This is a genomic window from Pseudomonas sp. S2_H10 (genome assembly GCF_054668285.1).
In genome coordinates, this window is record NZ_CP162754.1 from 2,258,576 (window position 1) to 2,276,322 (window position 17,747).

At 58.5% G+C, this 17,747-nt stretch carries 18 protein-coding genes and 1 pseudogene; 6 read left to right on the forward strand and 13 right to left on the reverse strand.

Annotated elements, in window-relative coordinates; translation table 11 throughout:
• Positions 1 to 10: 10 nt before the first annotated feature.
• The 7 genes and pseudogenes from AB4O16_RS09930 to AB4O16_RS09960 all read right to left on the reverse strand — a co-directional run bounded on the left by AB4O16_RS09930 (position 11) and on the right by AB4O16_RS09960 (position 6,445).
• Positions 11 to 658, reverse strand: coding sequence for a peptidase inhibitor family I36 protein (locus tag AB4O16_RS09930; RefSeq protein ID WP_460157628.1), 648 nt, complete (start codon positions 656 to 658; stop codon positions 11 to 13).
• A gap of 499 nt (positions 659 to 1,157) precedes the next feature.
• Complete coding sequence (locus AB4O16_RS09935) at positions 1,158 to 1,697, reverse strand: methyl-accepting chemotaxis protein (RefSeq protein ID WP_371926014.1); 540 nt, start codon at positions 1,695 to 1,697, stop codon at positions 1,158 to 1,160.
• A gap of 9 nt (positions 1,698 to 1,706) precedes the next feature.
• Positions 1,707 to 2,477, reverse strand: a pseudogene (locus AB4O16_RS09940) (PAS domain-containing protein); the annotation flags it as partial.
• Positions 2,478 to 2,942: 465 nt separating this feature from the next.
• Positions 2,943 to 3,956, reverse strand: coding sequence for an ABC transporter substrate-binding protein (locus tag AB4O16_RS09945; protein ID WP_160389761.1), 1,014 nt, complete (start codon positions 3,954 to 3,956; stop codon positions 2,943 to 2,945).
• On the reverse strand, positions 3,953 to 4,501 hold the full coding sequence (locus AB4O16_RS09950; RefSeq protein WP_460157629.1) for a sigma-70 family RNA polymerase sigma factor: 549 nt from the start codon (positions 4,499 to 4,501) through the stop codon (positions 3,953 to 3,955). Before AB4O16_RS09950 ends, AB4O16_RS09945 begins: the two co-directional genes overlap by 4 nt.
• A 183-nt stretch (positions 4,502 to 4,684) precedes the next feature.
• The gene (locus AB4O16_RS09955; RefSeq protein WP_460157630.1) at positions 4,685 to 5,476 is read right to left on the reverse strand and encodes a phosphate/phosphite/phosphonate ABC transporter substrate-binding protein; all 792 of its coding nucleotides are present in this window, start codon (positions 5,474 to 5,476) and stop codon (positions 4,685 to 4,687) included.
• Positions 5,477 to 5,503: 27 nt separating this feature from the next.
• Positions 5,504 to 6,445 (reverse strand): fatty acid desaturase, encoded by a 942-nt coding sequence (locus AB4O16_RS09960; RefSeq protein ID WP_460157631.1) that lies wholly within the window; start codon positions 6,443 to 6,445, stop codon positions 5,504 to 5,506.
• Between the two features lie 329 nt (positions 6,446 to 6,774).
• Here AB4O16_RS09960 and AB4O16_RS09965 point away from each other — a divergent pair, with 329 nt between their 5' ends.
• Positions 6,775 to 7,194, forward strand: coding sequence for a GNAT family N-acetyltransferase (locus AB4O16_RS09965; RefSeq protein WP_460157632.1), 420 nt, complete (start codon positions 6,775 to 6,777; stop codon positions 7,192 to 7,194).
• A 28-nt stretch (positions 7,195 to 7,222) separates the two neighbouring features.
• On the opposite strand, the gene def is transcribed toward AB4O16_RS09965, so the two are convergent.
• From def to AB4O16_RS09980, 3 genes are all read right to left on the reverse strand, one after another.
• Complete coding sequence (def, locus tag AB4O16_RS09970) at positions 7,223 to 7,762, reverse strand: peptide deformylase (RefSeq protein WP_460157633.1); 540 nt, start codon at positions 7,760 to 7,762, stop codon at positions 7,223 to 7,225.
• Positions 7,763 to 7,764: 2 nt separating this feature from the next.
• On the reverse strand, positions 7,765 to 8,724 hold the full coding sequence (locus tag AB4O16_RS09975; protein ID WP_160389767.1) for a YihY/virulence factor BrkB family protein: 960 nt from the start codon (positions 8,722 to 8,724) through the stop codon (positions 7,765 to 7,767).
• Between the two features lie 174 nt (positions 8,725 to 8,898).
• Positions 8,899 to 9,090 (reverse strand): CsbD family protein, encoded by a 192-nt coding sequence (locus AB4O16_RS09980; RefSeq protein WP_253559147.1) that lies wholly within the window; start codon positions 9,088 to 9,090, stop codon positions 8,899 to 8,901.
• Between the two features lie 202 nt (positions 9,091 to 9,292).
• Between AB4O16_RS09980 and AB4O16_RS09985 the strand changes: the two genes are divergently transcribed.
• Positions 9,293 to 9,670, forward strand: coding sequence for a hypothetical protein (locus AB4O16_RS09985; RefSeq protein WP_160389769.1), 378 nt, complete (start codon positions 9,293 to 9,295; stop codon positions 9,668 to 9,670).
• 143 nt (positions 9,671 to 9,813) lie between these two features.
• On the opposite strand, the gene fadD1 is transcribed toward AB4O16_RS09985, so the two are convergent.
• Together fadD1 and fadD2 are read right to left on the reverse strand one after the other, a co-directional pair.
• Positions 9,814 to 11,514: a long-chain-fatty-acid--CoA ligase FadD1 gene (gene fadD1 / locus AB4O16_RS09990; protein WP_160389770.1), complete on the reverse strand. Its 1,701-nt coding sequence runs from the start codon at positions 11,512 to 11,514 to the stop codon at positions 9,814 to 9,816.
• 395 nt (positions 11,515 to 11,909) lie between these two features.
• A complete protein-coding gene (fadD2, locus tag AB4O16_RS09995; protein WP_460157634.1) occupies positions 11,910 to 13,598 on the reverse strand; it encodes a long-chain-fatty-acid--CoA ligase FadD2 in 1,689 nt (562 codons plus the stop codon).
• Positions 13,599 to 13,843: 245 nt separating this feature from the next.
• On the opposite strand from fadD2, the gene AB4O16_RS10000 reads away from it, so the two are divergent.
• Positions 13,844 to 14,788, forward strand: a complete 945-nt coding sequence (locus tag AB4O16_RS10000; protein ID WP_160389772.1) for an alpha/beta hydrolase — start codon at positions 13,844 to 13,846, stop codon at positions 14,786 to 14,788.
• A 41-nt stretch (positions 14,789 to 14,829) separates the two neighbouring features.
• Positions 14,830 to 15,300, forward strand: a complete 471-nt coding sequence (locus tag AB4O16_RS10005; RefSeq protein ID WP_096509380.1) for a MaoC family dehydratase — start codon at positions 14,830 to 14,832, stop codon at positions 15,298 to 15,300.
• A 126-nt stretch (positions 15,301 to 15,426) separates the two neighbouring features.
• Here AB4O16_RS10005 and AB4O16_RS10010 read toward each other — a convergent pair whose 3' ends face one another.
• Positions 15,427 to 15,894 (reverse strand): ferritin-like domain-containing protein, encoded by a 468-nt coding sequence (locus AB4O16_RS10010; RefSeq protein WP_160389773.1) that lies wholly within the window; start codon positions 15,892 to 15,894, stop codon positions 15,427 to 15,429.
• Between the two features lie 202 nt (positions 15,895 to 16,096).
• Here AB4O16_RS10010 and AB4O16_RS10015 point away from each other — a divergent pair, with 202 nt between their 5' ends.
• A complete protein-coding gene (locus AB4O16_RS10015) occupies positions 16,097 to 16,333 on the forward strand; it encodes a DUF3820 family protein (RefSeq protein WP_003227425.1) in 237 nt (78 codons plus the stop codon).
• A gap of 18 nt (positions 16,334 to 16,351) precedes the next feature.
• Positions 16,352 to 17,551: an aminotransferase class V-fold PLP-dependent enzyme gene (locus AB4O16_RS10020; protein ID WP_460157635.1), complete on the forward strand. Its 1,200-nt coding sequence runs from the start codon at positions 16,352 to 16,354 to the stop codon at positions 17,549 to 17,551.
• Positions 17,552 to 17,747: the final 196 nt, after the last annotated feature.

Here is a 17,747-nt window from a genome sequence, read left to right on the forward strand (position 1 = left end):
CAATTGGTGCTCACTTGGCATCCCCGCCAAATAGTGTAGAGACCTTGATACTCACTATTTTGTCACCCTGGGACTGAAGGTGATCGATGGCATATATTTCTGTCCACGCTGCGGAAGGGTCTGTTTTTTCGGGAGCACTGAATGGGCAACACTCATCACCAATTCCAATTTCCTTTAGAGTGCTGGTTTCTATTACTCCCACCCCATCTTTCCTGTTCACCCCGTATACGATCGAGGCGTAGGCTTTATTGTTATATTTCCACGACGATACCTGCAGGCTCATATTGTAGTCTGCGAGATTGAATGGACTGAATTCTTGCTTACTGCGCAATGACACTTTCCTGCCGGTGTAATATGGGTGCTCCCAGACGCAAAAATAACCATAGTCGCAGGTACTCTCCGGTTGAGCGGAGTCCTTGGGAGGGAAAGTCATAACGACTGCTCCATCTCCATAAACCACTTGGGTAGTACTGACCTGCCGCGCTCCCGCTTTTCTGGCGAGCTGTTGATCAATCTGCTGTTGTACCTCGCCCTTCTGTAATTCAGTCATTGTGGGATTGAATAATGTGTATGTGCTTTGCCCTACCGACTCTTGCTCAGCATTTGCGCCGAGGCAGACAACTAGTGAAAAAGCAGTAACAACCCATTTGATTTTCATATTAAATCTCGTCCATGCGAGTTATGAGCATCCCGGTTTTTATCCGACGTTATATCGGTAAACCAGCCACGTATTCGAGAACACATAGTCCAACCAACTCGATAGTCAGTCTACTGTCAGAACTAACAGGTATCGGACTCCGAGCGGCCCGAAACAAGGGCAAGCCAACAGACAAAGTTGGTCCTGTCTCCCTGCGGGTAACGGCGCAGGGAAATCTTGCAGATCGAATGATTATTGGGCTGGATGTGATAACGCAGCCCGATTGCCGGGCTCCGTAAAGCAGGCTCAATGAACGAACGCCCCAACCTTCCTGGCCCTCTTGTCAGCGCGCTATTTGCCGGTTTTTTTGGGTCCCTCTACCGGGACCCTTTTTCATTTGCTCATTTTATGTAGGAGCGAGCTTGCTCGCGATGGTCGATAACGATTACGCGTTTTGTCTGGCTAAACGCAGCGCTCTTGAGTCCATCGCGAGCAAGCTTGCTCCTACAAGTTGCTCTGCTTAGTTCAATTGCAACGTCGAGTTGAACTGACTGATCGCATCCACCACGTGGCGCGAGCCCTGCTGGATTTCCAGGATCACCTCCCCTGCCTCGTTCGCCAGTTCCACGCCGAGGCCGGTTCGGCTCAAACTCGATTGCATGCTCGACACCGCGCTCAGCGACAGATCGTGGTTCTTGCGCACCACCTCGACGATCTCCAGCGTCGCCTGACTCGTGCGCGCCGCGAGGCTGCGCACTTCATCGGCCACCACCGCAAATCCGCGCCCGTGCTCACCGGCCCGCGCCGCTTCAATCGCCGCGTTGAGCGCCAGCAGGTTGGTCTGATCGGCAATGCCGCGGATGGTCTGCACGATGGTGCCGATGATGTCGGACTGCTTGCTCACCGCATCGATGCTCAGCGCCGCTTCGTTCAGGTCTTTGGAAATGTCCAGGATGATCTGCACCGTCTGCTGCACCACCTCGGAACCCTTGCGTGCACAGACGTCGTTTTGCACCGAGGTGCTGTGGGCCGATTCCGCGGCGGTTTGCAGGGTGGTCATCTGGTGAGTGATGTCGCTGGCGAACTTGACCACTTTGTACAGCCGGCCCTTGGCGTCGAACAACGGGTTGTAGGACGCTTCGAGGAATATGGTCTGCCCCTGTTTGTTCCTGCGCTCGAAACGATGAGAGTGATATTCGCCACGGTTGAGCGACGCCCAGAAATTCCGGTAACTCTGGGACTCGGCTTCGGCTCGGTGGCAGAACAGGCTGTGATGCTGCCCCACCACCTCGTTGAGCGAGTACTGCATGGTTTTCAGGAAATTTTCGTTGGCGCTGATGACCTTGCCTTCGGGGGTGAATTCGATCACGGCCATGGAGCGGCCGATCGCGGCGAGCCGGCTTTCGTTTTCGTGTTCCCTGTTGACCCGGGCGGTGATGTCGGTGGCGACCTTGATCACGCTTTTCACCTGGCGGTCGGGGCCGAGCACCGGCATGTAGCTGGCTTCGAGCCAGATCTCCCGGCCGCTTTTATGCAAGCGCAAAAAGGTCCCGCTCAGCGGCTCGCCCCGCGCCAGGTCGCGCCACAGTTTGGTGTAGTCATCGCTGCGGTAATACTGCTCTTCACAAAACACCCGGTGATGCTTGCCGCGCACTTCGTCGGCGCTGTAGCCCATGGCACTGCAGAAGTTTTCGTTGGCATCGATGACGATGCCATCCGGGGTGAATTCAATCATCGCCATCGAATTGCTGATCGCCGCCAACTTGGCATTGGCCTCGGTCAGCGCACAGCTGAATCGTTCGATTTCCAGCAGGTCAGCCTTGTGATGTAGGTTGAACATGGTTGTATCACCTTCCGCGCGATTTTTTGATTGATGAAAGTTGCAGTTCTTTCAAATCCACCACTACGTTCCGTGGAACAGGCACACGCATCCCTCCAAAAAAGAAGGACTCGTCAGGTGATAATCGATGATCAATCGGAGGGTCCTTATAGCGACACGCTCATCAAGACATCCTTCTCTTGATAGCCCGCATGCGGGCCAGCCCTAACAGATTCACAACAAATTCCATTTAGCGGACAGCTCCCTGTGATCAAGTGTCGGTGCCTTTGATTGCGCACTCTGGCAGCACCACACCGACCGCCTCATCACGGCCGATACAGTTAGTTACACCTGATCATAGACAGCCACGTTGTGCTTGCAAGGCCACTAGTCGGCCAGTATCGAGGACAAAATCGGTTCAGCGGTTTTTTGCGGCTTACCGCCTGTCGAGCCTGTTGAACCAGATCGCATCGCGATGCGACAAAACTACAAACTGGCACTCACCCTGGTAGCCACCTCCCCCGGTACCCAGCCCTTCCACACCTGCGGTTGCTCACGCAAAAACGCTTCGGCGACTTCGCGGGGTTTCTGGCGTTTTTCGCTCATCTGGCCCAGGGTCTGGTTCAGCAGGTCGATCGGCAGGTCGACCTTTTCAAAGAACGTCACCAGATCCGGGTATTGCGCCTTGAACGGTGCCGATACGCCGATGGCCAGGCTGGCCGGCATCGAGCGCGTGCCCTTGGGGTTCGGGTTGTTGGCGTCGGCCAGGGTTTTCCAGGCTTCGGCGTCGAACGGCGGTTCGTCGAGTTTCACCAGCTTGAAACGGCCCAACAACGGTGTCGGCGACCAGTAGTAGAACAGCACCGGCTTGCCACGGCGGATCGACGACGCCACCTCGGCATCCAGTGCGGCACCGGAACCGGTGCGGAAGTTGACGTAGCTGGCGGTCAGGTCATAGGCCTTGAGTTTCTGGCTGTTGACGATTTCCGAGGTCCAGCCGGTCGGGCTGTTGAGGAAGCGTCCGCGGCTCGGGTCTTCGGGGTCGCGGAATACGTCCTTGTACTTCGCCAGATCGGCAACGGACTTCAGTTCCGGGGCCAACGGCTTGATGCCGCGCTCGGGATCGCCCTTGATCACGTATTCCGGCACCCACCAACCTTCAGTGGCGCCTTTGACCGTATCGCCGAGGCCGAAGACCTTGCCCTCGGCGGCAGCCTTGACCCAGGCGGGACTGCGTCCGGCCCACTCCTCGCCGATGACCTGGATATCGTTTTTCGCCAGCGCCGCTTCCAGGCTGACGGTGCTGCCCGGCAGCGTGTCGGTCGGGTAACCGTAACCTTTTTCAACGATCAGGCGCAGGATTTCGGTGATGAGGCTGCCACTTTCCCAAGTGATATCGCCGAAGTGAATGGGTGCGGCTTTTTCCGTGGCCCAGGACGGGTGGGACAACAGGCTCAGGGCCAGCAACGAACTGCCGAGCAGGGTTTTGATCGATCTCATGCGGACCTCTTGTTCTGGAGTGGACGGTTCAGGGATTGATTGGCGCTGTGCCGGTCGCACAGGGCCTGGGAACGGGTCATGTAGTCGCTGACCGAGCGCAGCGAAATGCCAAGCGCAGCGGCAATTTGCGCGTAGGTCAGGCCGTCGATCCGCGACAGCAGGAAGGTCGAACGCACTTTGCCGGGCAAGCGCTCAAGACTGCGATTCACCCGGGTCAGGGTCTGGGACAACTGGGCCAACTGCTCCGGCGATTCGGCATGGACCGGCTCGGCGTGTTGCAGTTGGTGAAGATACCGGCGCTCCAGATCCGCTCGACGCCAACGCTGATAGAGCAGGCGCCGGGCGATGGTGGTGAGCAAGGCACGGGGTTCGCGTATCGCCGTCAGGCCAGGGGCTTCGAGCAGTTGCACGAAGGTTTCGCAGGCAATGTCTTCGACACCGGCGGCATCGTTCAGTGACTGACGCAGGCGTGTGCAGAGCCAGTGATAGTGGGCACGGAACAGGCTGTCCACGTGTTTGCGATGGAGAATATCGGTGCCGGACATAGGGGCTCCTGGGTTAGGGGTCGCTGAATGTCCGGTGGTCCGGTGAGGCGGATCCTAGCAAGGAGGCTTATTCTTTAATAATACTTAAAACTTATTTTTATATTCCAATTAGATAGTTTCGCTGTACCTGTGGGAGCGTGGCTTGCCCGCGAAAAATGGACCTGTCGACCCAACATCTGCGCCCTATCGCAAATCCCCATACCCCAACACCTCGGCCTCACGCTGATAATCGAGCACAACCTGATAGTCGCTTTCGCTGGCGGGCAGCACCTGCGGCAAACCGAGGATTTCGGCAACCTCAGGTAACTCGCGCAACGCCTGGTTCATCGCCTGCAATAGCCCTTCAGCCTGCTGATCGCTGACGGTGGCCGAGGAGATGTAGGGCAACGTCGGGCTCAAGGCACTGCGCTCAATCACGCGCAAACCGGCCACTTCCTCTGCGGCGTGGCGCGCCAGATAGGCGAAGGTCACGCTGTCGATGGCCGCCAGGTCGGCAAGGTCTTCGCGTAACCAGTGCAGGCTTTCGCGATGGCTGCCGCTGATGCCGATCTGAGAAAAAAACCGCCCGTCACGCTGCAACGGCGCCAACCGGTGGCGCAGCAGGTTCATGCCGCTGTTGGAATCCCGGCCATTGATCACGCCCCGGCTGCCTCGAAAATCCGCCAGGGTTCGCCGTGCATCGTCGGTGCGTGCCAGGATCAGGCTGCAATGGTTGCCGCCACTGCTGTCCGGCAGTTCATACCGAGGGCGCCCCAGCACCCGGACCTTGCCGCGCAATGCTGTCATCAGCGGGTAGCCGCAGGTTTGCGCGAGCAGCAAGTGCGGCGACAACCACACATCCGACAGCGACAGGCCATCGGCATCACGGCGGGTGCCGCCCAGGTGCTCGAGGATTCGCGCCAGCCAGCGTTCGTTGGCCTGGTGGATCAGCTCGGGGGCGATGTACATCTGTAGTTCGGCGATGTGTTGGGTCATCGAAGTTTTCCAGAGCAGCGTAGCAAATCAGTAAAACGGATGCCTCGGGCTGTCGATGGCTTTGACGCCATGTTCACGCCACAACTGCCCATAACCCTGCACCAGAAACCCGCCACTGCGCGCCAGCCATTGCTCGCGGCGGGCCCGGTAAGCGCGGGGCAAGTCGTACCAGGGCAACCCCGGCAACTCGTGATGCACCAGATGGAAATTGAGGTTCAGGAACAGCCAGCGCCACGGCCAGGCGGCTTCATTGAGCACGGTGCGTTGCTCCGGCGCGGCATGAGGTCGATGTTCATAGTAGGAGCGAATCATGGCGATCGACAGCGCCGGCACGCTGATCAAAAACAGGTAATGCCAGAGCGCAAACACGCTGAAGTTCGCGATGAACAGCAGCATCAACAGCGTCAGCGAACCGTGGCTCAGCCACATCAGCCAGGCCTGACGATTACCCGCTTGCAATCGCTGCAACTCTTCGCCGGCCAACGCCAGCAAGGCCAGCGGCGCACCCAGGGCAAAGCGGCCGAGCACGGTCTTGTTCAGCCAGTGCAGGCTGCGCACCAGCAGAGAACTGCCCTGCCACTGCCCGGCACTCAGGTAGCGGCTTTCCGGGTCGCGACCGGGGATGGTCAGGTCTTCGTCACGGTGATGCAGCAAATGACTATCGCGATACAGGGTGTACGGATACCAGACGGCAAACGGCGCGTAGCCGAGGATCTTGTTCAGGGCTGGCCAGCGCGTGGGATGACCGTGCAGCAGCTCGTGTTGCACCGACAACCACAGCACCAGCAATGGAATCAGCAACAGCGTGCTCCACCACACACCCAGGCGATGGCTGTTCAACACGATGCCGAACCAGGCGCCATACACGCCGATCAACAGTAACCAGGTCGGCCATTCGGTACGGGCGGTGAAGCGTCGACGCAGGGTTTCGATTTCTTCTTGGTGGGCGCTATCGAAGTAATGGGGCATGGCGTTGCTCAGATCGGGGACCAATCCCCTTCTGTGCAATGGCCGTGGGAAATCTTGCAGATTATTTTCAGGAGGATCGCTCCCATGTTGCATGGGAGCGATCGATCATCGCGGGATCAGTGACCGAACACGCCGACCTTCTTGGCCTTCTTGTCCGCACGTTTTTCAATGGCGGTTTTCGTCGGTTTCTTTTTCGCCGCTTTCTTTGAATCCATACCTTTGGACATGATGCGTACTCCTCTCAGGGGGATGTGAGATCAGGTATACACCTATCCCGGCGCGCGCGTTCTTTTATAATCGCCGGCTTTGCACACCGACAGTCCGAGACCATGCCCGACATCCAGTACACCCTGCTCGACGAGCCGTTATGGCCCTTGATGAACAAGTTCTACCGCGCTCACCAATCGTCGATGAAAGCCGTGCGCGACGCGCAGCTGTGGGTGGCCCGGCGTGACGGGATTGTTGCCGCTTTGTGTTTGCGCCCGGTGTCCGGCGGGCATTGGCTGACCGGGTTGTTTGTCGATCCGCAGTGCCGGGAGCAAGGAATCGCCGCCGGGTTGATTGCGGCCGCGGTGAAGGATTGCGAACTGCCGGTGTGGTTGTTCTGTCATCCGAACCTGCGCGGGTTTTATGAGCGACACGGGTTTACGTTCGATCCGCCGATGCCTTACGCGATGGTTGAGCGATTGAGCCGGTATGCGCGCAGCAAGCCGATGATTGCGATGGGGTTGGAGCCTGCTCAAGCCTGATGAAGATCTAATGTGGTTTGTGGTGTGCTTAATCGTCCGCGTTGGGATCCAGGTCCGGAAACATCACCTCGGTGAAGCCGAACTTGCTGAAGTCGGTGATGCGCGATGGGTACAGGCGGCCGATCAGGTGATCGCACTCGTGCTGCACCACCCGTGCGTGGAACCCTGAAGCAAAACGCACGATCGGCTCGCCCTTGGGGTCGAGGCCTTCGTAGCGAATCTGTTGGTAACGCTGCACCGCGCCGCGCAGGCCCGGTACGGACAAACAGCCTTCGAAGCCCTCTTCCAGCACCGGGCTCATCGGTGTGATCAACGGGTTGATCAGGATCGTCTGCGGCACGGCGTCGGCATCCGGATAACGCTCGCTGTGCTCGAAACCGAAGATCACCAGTTGCAGGTCGACGCCAATCTGCGGAGCCGCCAGGCCCACGCCTCCCACACTTTCCATGGTCTGGAACATGTCATCGATCAGTTGCCACAGCTCGGGGCTGTCGAACATTTCGGCCGGCACCGGCGGGGCAATGCGCAGCAGGCGCTCATCGCCCATTTTCAGAATTTCACGAATCATGATCAGGTTTCATCAATGGTTGGTTTGGGTTGTGAATGATCACGGCCCAGTCCCGAAACGTGGTGTTTTTCCTCATGGACGGGACCATGCTCGCCGGCAACTTTTTCGCCCGGGTCCTTACCCTCCCGCGACATGTGCTCGATCACCGCATTCATCTCCGCGCCCAGCAACAGCACCGCGGCGGAAATGTAGAAGTACAGCAACAGCACGATGATCGCGCCGATACTGCCATACATGGCGTTGTAGTTGGCGAACTCCTTGACGTACAAACCGAAGCCCAGGGAGGCGATGATCCACACCACCACCGCCAGCACCGAGCCCGGGGTGATGAAGCGGAATTCCTGTTTGACGTCGGGCATGACGTAGTAGATCAACGCCACCGCGACCATCAGCAGAATCACGATCACCGGCCAGCGCACGATGGTCCATAGGGTCACGATGAAATCCTCAAGCCCGACCTGCGCGGCGATCCAGCCCATCACTTGCGGACCGAGCACCATCAGCGCCGCCGCAATCAGCAACATGCCGGCAATGCCCACGGTGTAGATGACCGACAACGGAAAGCGTTTCCACAGCGGGCGCCCTTCAACCACGTCGTAGGCCGCGTTCATCGCGCTCATCATCAGCCGCACACCCGCCGAGGCGGTGTACAGCGCAATCACGATACCCACCGAGAGCAAACCACCCTTGGACTGCTGCAGCTGGTCGATCACCGGGTTGACCTGTTCCAGCGCCTGGGGCGGCAATACGAGTTCCGATTGCAGGCGCAGCCAGGAGAAGAAATCCGGCAGGTGCAGGAAGCCGATCAGGGCAATCAGGAACAGGATGAACGGAAACAGCGAAAACAGCATCTGATAGGCCAGCGCCGAGGCATAGGTCGACATCTCGTCGTCGACGAACTCGGTGACCGTGCGCATCATCACACGGTGCAGGGGCAGGCCTCTCATGTCCGGAAAAATCATTCGCGTCTCCATTCGCCGCTTACGGATTGGGGTTGGAGTCTGGCGACTCAGGGGCCGTTTTCTATCATCAAGGTAGCCCAGTTGGCGACTTTGAAACAATTTCCGGGTGCAAGTTCAGGCTGACACAAAAACGGCCATCCGAGATGGCCGCGTTTGTTTTCATTAAAGGCCGGATCAGGCGTCATCGATACCTTTTTTGAGCGCATCCTTGGCCTTGCCGACTGCTTGCTGGGCCTCGCCTTTCTTTTCCTGCATCACGCCCTCGGCACGCATCTTGTCGTTACCGGTGGCCTTGCCGACGCCTTGCTTGACGTTGCCGGCGGCTTCATTGGCCATGCCTTTGACTTTATCGCTTGTGCTGCCCATGGTGATTCTCCTGTGAGCATTTCAATAGACGGAAAAATCGCTACACAAGGTTGACCGGGGGCCTTTGCAGGGAGTTTCATTTATTTTCTCCGCGACATTTCATCGTCCGGTGCAGGTTGCGCTTTATGTTTGCCGGCCAACCCCCGAGAATGCGCAACACATTCAGGCCATGGCGCTGAAGATCCAATCCCGTAGGAATGTTATGAAACTTGATAAAAAGCAGGCCATTGCCCGCAGAAACCAGGAACTTGGCGGTGCTGTGCTTGGCGTCAACAACTGCCACTTCGCCGAATTGAACCGCAATCGCAACATCTGGTGGTTCGACCTCCCGGTGACGCGCCTGGCCGTCGGTCAGTACGAGTGGATTCACCTGCTGATGCACACGCCAGCCACCGACGAGCTGCTGCACCTGAAAGTGCCGACCGTGTTCCTGCGCGAGAAACTCGAAGGCCTGGTGGTGCGCAATGAAGGCAAGCGCAAGGCGGCATTGAGCCTGGAGCTGAGCGCCGACAAGGACTCCTTCCTGCAGGACATGCGCCCGACGGGCACCAACGTCAACTTCGCGCCGTTCCGCTTGTAGGAGCCGGCTTGCTGGCGATTGCGGTATATCCGACGCATCAATGTTGACTGATACTCCGCCATCGCCAGCAAGCCGGCTCCTACAGGTCGTCTACCTGTGTCCGGCGTCAACAAAAAAGCCCCGCATCTGCGGGGCTTCTTGTTTTACGCGGTGGCTTTCTTCGCGTTGATCTTCTTCAGTTCTTCATCGCGCAATTCACGACGCAGGATCTTGCCGACGTTGGTGGTCGGCAGTGCATCGCGGAATTCCACGGAACGCGGGACCTTGTAGCCGGTGACGTTGGCGCGCATGTGCTCCATCACCTGTTCCTTGGTCAACGTCACGCCCGGCTTGGCGACGATGAAGATCTTGATCGCCTCGCCCGACTTCTCGTCCGGTATGCCGATGGCCGCGCATTGCAGCACGCCCGGCAAGGTGGCCAGCACGTCTTCGAGTTCGTTGGGGTATACGTTGAAACCGGACACCAGGATCATGTCTTTCTTGCGATCGACAATGCGCATGTAGCCGTCAGGCTGGATCAGCGCGATGTCACCGGTCTTCAACCAGCCTTCGCTGTCGAGCATTTCATCGGTGGCTTCCTGGCGCTGCCAGTAACCCTTCATGACTTGCGGCCCTTTCACGCACAGTTCGCCGATTTCGCCCAGCGGCTGCTCGACACCGGCATCGTTGATGACTTTGCACAGGGTCGATGGTACCGGAATGCCGATGGTGCCGATCTGGATGTTCTGGATCGGGTTGACCGTGGCCACCGGGCTGGTTTCGGTCATGCCGTAGCCTTCGCAGATGGCGCAACCGGTGACCGCCTTCCAGCGTTCGGCCGCGGCCAGTTGCAGGGCCATGCCGCCCGACAGGGTGACTTTCAGCGCGGAGAAGTCCAGCTTGCGGAAACCTTCGTTGTTGCACAGGGCCACGAACAGTGTGTTCAGGCCGACGAAGCCGCTGAACTTCCACTTCGACAGTTCCTTGACCATCGCCGGCAGGTCGCGCGGGTTGCTGATCAGGATGTTGTGGTTGCCGATCAGCATCATCGCCATGCAGTGAAAGGTGAACGCATAGATGTGATACAGCGGCAGCGGGGTGATCAGGATCTCGCAACCTTCATTGAGGTTGGAACCCATCAGCGCCTTGCACTGCAGCATGTTCGCCACCAGGTTGCGATGGGTCAGCATCGCGCCCTTGGCCACGCCGGTGGTGCCGCCGGTGTATTGCAGCACCGCGACGTCGCCGCTGGCCGGATTGGCTTCCGCCACTGGCTGGCCCTGGCCTTTGCTCAGCACGTCGTTGAACTTGACGGCTTTTGGCAAGTGATAGGCCGGCACCATCTTCTTCACGTACTTGATGACGCTGTTGATCAGCAAGCGCTTGAGTGGCGGCAGCAGGTCGGCGACTTCGGTGACGATCACGTGCTTTACGCCGGTTTTCGGCACCACGGTCTCAGCCAGGTGCGCCATGTTGGCCAGGCAGACCAGGGCCTTGGCACCGGAGTCGTTGAATTGGTGTTCCATTTCCCGCGCGGTGTACAGCGGGTTGGTGTTGACCACGATCAGCCCGGCGCGGATGGCCCCGAAGACGGCGACCGGGTACTGCAACACGTTGGGCAGTTGCACGGCAATTCGATCGCCGGGCTGCAAATCGGTATGCTGTTGCAGATACGCGGCAAACGCACCGGACAATTCGTACAGCTCACCGTAGGTGAGTGTCTTGCCCAGGTTGCTGAATGCCGGCTTGTTGGCGAAGCGTTGGCAGGATTGCTTCAACACTGCCTGAATATTCGGATACTCGTCTGGATTGATGTCGGCAGCAATCCCGGCAGGGTACTTATCCTTCCAAAAGTCTTCGATCATGGAAGCCCACTCCTCAGCAACGCGAATTCAGCACCGCATTTGATGCGATTATTATTGGTGTTTGGTCATTGGTGAATCTGGGCTTTTACACAGGCCAAGAAGCACAAAGCGCGCCGAGAGTAGCAGCTTTGCCAAGGGTCGACTAGAGCCAAAAGCGGCCTCTACGGTCACATTTGTGACTCAAGACTTACAAGCAGTCATTTTAGAGCAAAAAATCTATTAATCTCTGAAACCCACGTAAACCGGGGCTTTAGCGTCTGCCAAAAAACATAATCGGAACGCCGCCCGGGGCAAGCCCGCTCCCACAAAGTTCGCGTCGTACACAAGGTTTGTGCACAACAATGAACCTGTGGGAGCGGGCTTGCCCGCGATGCGCGAAGCGCGCTCTCTAACGATTACGCGATATCACGCAACTCCCGCCGCAAAATCTTGCCCACCGGCGTCATCGGCAGCGACTCGCGCAGCACGATGTGCTTGGGTACCTTGTACGCCGTGAAGTTCTCCTTGCAGTAAGCCTTCAGTTCTTCAAGGCTGACCCCCGCTTCACGGGCCACCACGAACAGCTTCACCGCCTCCCCCGACCGCTCGTCGGGCACACCGATGACCGCACAGTTGGCGACATTCGGGTGAGCCATCACCACGTCTTCGATCTCGTTCGGGTACACGTTGAAACCCGAGACGATGATCATGTCCTTCTTGCGGTCGACGATGCGCACGAAACCGTCCGGGTCGATCACCGCGATGTCACCGGACTTGAACCAGCCCTCGGCATCCAGCACCTCGGCCGTGGCATCGGGTTTGTGCCAGTAGCCCTTCATGATCTGCGGGCCTTTGATGCAGAGCTCGCCGCGCTCACCCAGCGGTTGTTCGACGCCGTCATCGCTGATGACTTTCAGCGTGGTGCCCGGCACAGGCATGCCGACCGTGCCGATCCGCGACTTGTCGCCATAGGGGTTGGTACAGGCCACCGGCGAAGTTTCGGTCAGGCCGTAACCTTCGGTGATGCGGCAACCGGTCAGTTGCTCCCAACGCTCGGCGGTCGCCTTGACCAGCGCGGTGCCGCCGGAGTTGGTGAGCTTGAGGCTGGAGAAGTCCAGGGTCTTGAAGTCCGGGTGATCCATCAGCGCGACGAACAGCGTGTTGAGACCCAGCAACGCCGAGAACCGCCAGTTCTTCAGCTCCTTGATGAAACCGCCGATGTCACGCGGGTTGGTGATCAACACGTTGTGGTTACCGGTCACCATCATGCACATGCAGTTCGCGGTGAAGGCATAGATATGGTACAGCGGCAGCGGCGCGATCATGACCTCCTGGCCTTCGCGCAACAACGGCTGACCGTCGCTGCCGAACTGTCCAAGACAGGCCCGCGCCTGCTGCATGTTCGCCACCAGGTTGCCGTGGGTCAGCATCGCGCCCTTGGCCAGGCCTGTGGTGCCACCGGTGTATTGCAGCACGGCGATGTCGTCGAGACCGACGGTCAGCGGCTTGATGCCCAGGCCACGGCCCATGCGCAACGCGCTCTTGAAGGAAACGGCCTGGGGCAAGGAATAGTCCGGGACCATCTTCTTGACCTTGCTCACCACGGTGTTGACCAGCCAGCCCCTGGCGGTGGGCATCAGGTCGCCCATCTTCGCTTCGATCAGGAACTGGATGTCGGTGTCGGGGAGCACTTCCTGGACTTTCTGGCCGAACATGTTCAGGTACACCAGCGCCCGGGCACCGGAGTCCTTGAACTGGTGACGCATTTCCCGTGCGGTGTACAAGGGGTTGGTGTTGACCACGATCAACCCGGCGCGCAAGGCACCGAACACGGCAATAGGATATTGCAGGACGTTGGGCATCTGCACCGCGATGCGGTCACCCGGTACCAGGTCGGTGTGGGCTTGCAGGTAACCGGCGAAGGCAGCGCTCTGGCGTTCCAGTTCGGCGTACGTCAGGGTCACGCCCATGTTGCTGAACGCGGGGCGGTCAGCAAACTTCTTGCAAGAACGCTCGAACACCTCGATCACCGACTTGAAGGCTCCCAGATCGATATCCAGGGGGACGCCGGCCGGGCGTTTGTCATTCCAGAAATCAGGTTGCATTGTTCTTGTCCTCTTTACCTGAATCTATCCGGGGCCACTGTTCTGTCATTTCTCAAGAAAAATGCAAAAAGCGGAGCTTCACGGACACTAGCAGTTATGACGTAGCAGGCAAATATGCCAACCGCCGTCATTGATCGCATGAATCTTTCTGCCGTGGCGTAGCCTGATCAGACGCCCATTCAAGGATGCGCTATAAACTGCAACGAGCTGTTTCCAACCAGGCAGCCCCATGCAAAGGAACCGCCATGATCCACGACACTTTCTGGCTGACCACGAGCGACCACAGCCGGCTCTTCGTCAACCAGTGGCTCCCCGACGGCAGCCTCAAGGCAATGATTCTGCTGGCCCACGGTATGGCCGAGCACAGCGGTCGCTATGGCCCCCTCGCGGAAAAACTCTGTGATCAGGGTTATGGCGTGTGCGCGCCTGACCTGCGTGGACATGGCAAAACTGCCGAAAACGGGACACTCGGGCATTTCGCTGATAACGACGGTTGGTGCAAGGTCGTGAGCGACCTGGCCAGCCTCAACCAACACATCGGCCAGCAACACCCCGGCGTACCGATCGTACTGCTCGGGCACAGCATGGGCAGTTACATTGCCCAGGCTTATCTGCTGCACCACAGTGCCAGCCTGCACGGGGCAATCCTCAGCGGCTCGAATTTCCAACCCGTAGCGCTTTATCGCGCGGCACGGCAGATCGCCCGTCTCGAACGCCTGCGCCAGGGCGGCAAAGGGCGCAGCGCCTTGATCGAATGGCTGTCCTTCGGCTCGTTCAACAAAAAATTCAAACCGGCACGCACATCGTTCGACTGGCTCAGCCGTGATCCGGCGCAGGTCGATCTGTACGTCAACGACCCGCTTTGCGGCTTCCGTTGCACCAATCAACTGTGGATCGACTTGCTCGGTGGCTTGCAGCAAATCAGCAAAGCGTCCAATCTCGCGCAGATCGACCCGGGCCTGCCGCTGCTGGTGATTGGCGGAGAATGTGATCCGGTGAGCGAAGGTAAACGTCTCAAGGATCTGGCCGACGCGTTGCGGGCTAACGGCAGCCAGCACCTGCAACTGACCGTTTACCCCCAGGCACGGCACGAACTGTTCAACGAGAGCAACCGCGATGAAATCATCGCCGATGTGCTGAACTGGATCGCACAGGCCTTGAGCACTCCTCGGCCACACCGATCCGAATAGTTTTTTGTGAATTTTTTAATTCGTCACAGGAATTGAGACAGATGACCCAGGTTACCAACACCCCTTACGAAGCCCTCGAAATCGGCCAGACCGCCAGCTTCAGCAAGACCGTCGAAGAGCGCGACATCCAGTTGTTCGCCGCGATGTCCGGCGACCACAACCCGGTGCACCTGGATGCCGAATACGCCGCCAGCACCATGTTCAAGGAGCGCATCGCCCACGGCATGTTCAGCGGCGCGCTGATCAGTGCCGCGGTCGCCTGCGAACTGCCTGGACCGGGCACCATCTACATTGGCCAGCAAATGAGCTTCCAGAAACCGGTGAAGATCGGCGACACCCTGACCGTGCGCCTGGAAATCCTCGAAAAACTGCCGAAGTTCCGCGTGCGCATTGCCACCCGCGTGTTCAACCAGCGCGATGAACTGGTGGTGGATGGTGAAGCGGAGATCCTTGCGCCACGCAAGCAGCAGAGCGTGACGTTGACGGAGTTGCCGGCGATCAGCATTGGCTGATTAACCTAGCAAAAACAAACACTGTGGGAGCGAGCTTGCTCGCGATAGCGTCAGATCATTCAACATCACTGTTGAATGTCAGACCCTCATCGCGAGCAAGCTCGCTCCCACAGTTTTTAGCGTGATTTACGAACGTGCACGCGCCTGGTTACGCAGGGCTTTTACCTGATCGTGATTGCGTTGCACGCCGTGGTACTGACGCTCAACCAGGTCACGAATGCCCACCAGGTTGTGCTTGTTGATTTTCTCCATGGCGTCGCGATAAGCCTTCAACGCATGGTCCTCACCGCGCTCGGCCTCATTGAGAACGGCTTCCTCGCCCTTGCCGGTGAACATCGACTTCACGTCGACCCAGCGACGGTGCAAGTCACCGCTGACACTGGTGGAGGTTTCCGGATCGCCACCCATCGCACGCACGGCAGACTGCAATTCCGCAGCGGCCGTACCACAATCGGCCGAGCGATTGATGAACAGGGTCTTGAGTTCAGGGTGCTTGATGTCTTCAGCGCAAGTCTTGAACCCGGCCTGACCGTCCTTGCTGGTTTCAATCAGGTCATTGAGTACAGAAATCGCTTCTTTATTCATGTCGGTCATTTTCAATTCCTCGCGGTTGATGAAAGATGCAATGAGTAGTGCACCGTGCATGCCAGCTTGGAACCGCCTACTTATTCGTTATTTTTCAATTAGTTATCGAATAACTGAAAATCTGTATCCGTTTTATTTGCATGATCTGTCATTTGGCCTGCATGCAGAATGCCTGTATTTTCCAGACTGACTGAATCAAGACGACCGATCGATGAATCCTGAAAAGCTCGAATTGCTGATCACCCGCGAAATGCCCTTCGGCAAGTACAAGGGGCGAATCATTGCCGACCTGCCCGGCCCTTACCTGAACTGGTTCGCCCGGGAGGGTTTCCCCCATGGCGAGTTGGGCGGCCTGCTGGCCCTGATGCAGGAAATCGATCACAACGGATTGTCGGACTTGCTCGAACCCCTGCGCGCCAAACACGGCAAACCGGCCCCGCGCCACTGAACATCTACCGAGTAGCCCATGCCCGACAACACCCGCCGCGCCCGTGATGAAGCCTTCTGGCAAACCTTTGCCGACCGCTACGATGTCGAACCCGGCCCGATCAACCTGGAGAACGGTTACTTCGGGCGCATGTCGCGCACGGTGGTCGAGGAATACCAGCGCAACATCGAACTCATCAACCGCAGCAATTCGGTCTACGTGCGCCAGCGCTTCGAACAGGGCGACAGCCTGAAGATCCGTGCACAACTGGCCCGGTTGATTGGCGCACCCGCCGACAGCATCGCCCTGACCCGCAACGCGTCGGAAGGCTTGCAGTCGCTGATCCGCAACTACAACCCGCTGCAGCCCGGCGATCAGGTACTGGTTTGCGATCTGGAATACGACACGGTCAAGGGTGCCATGCGCTGGCTGGCACACAATCGTGGGGTCGAAGTGATCGAGATCGAGCACGCACACCCGGCGACCTTCGACAGCCTGCTTGATACCTATCGGGAAACCTTCGCCCGGTATCCGCGGCTGAAGCTGATGGCCCTGACCCACGTCACCCATCGCACGGGGCTGGTGATGCCGGTGCAGGCGATTGCAGCCGCTGCGAAGGAACATGGCATCGACGTCATCCTCGACGGCGCCCATGCCCTCGGCCAGCTGGAGTTCGACCTCACCGAACTCGGTATCGCTTTCGCCGGTTTCAACCTGCACAAGTGGATCGGCGCACCGTTGACGCTCGGCTTTATCTATATCGCCCCCGAACGCCTGGCCGACATCGACCCGGACATGGGCGAGATGCATTTTCCACCGACTGACATCCGTGCCCGTACCTCGTACAGCACCCCCAACATCCCGGCGTTGATGACCCTGCCGCTGGTGCTTGAAGAGCATCACGCCATGGGTGGCGCTGGCGCCAAGGGCGCGCGCCTCAATTACCTGCGTAACCTGTGGGTGCGCGAAGTTCGCGAACTTGCGGGCATCGAGGTGTTGACCCCGGATGATCCACGGCTGTATTGCGGCATTACTTCGATGCGCTTTACCCAACAGGCCGATCAACAGGTGATGGTCGAAAGGCTGCTCAACGACTACAACCTGTTCACCGTGGTGCGCAGTGGCGCGGCTTGCGGGCCGTGCATCCGCGTGACACCGGGATTGACCAGCACTGCCGAGCATATGCAGCAGTTGATCAGCGCGCTGAAGGAACTGCGCGTCGTGAACGATAACGGGTAAATCCTGATGGCCAGCGTCGCTCTCGGGTTTTTCGCGAGCAGGCTCGCTCTTACAAGGGTTAGTGGATGTACGCAAAATCTGCAGCCAACCAAAATCATTGTGGGAGCGAGCTTGCTCGCGATGGTCGTGAACGATAACGGGTGAAACCTGATGCCCAGTGGCGCTCTCGGGTTTTTCGCGAGCAGGCTCGCTCCTA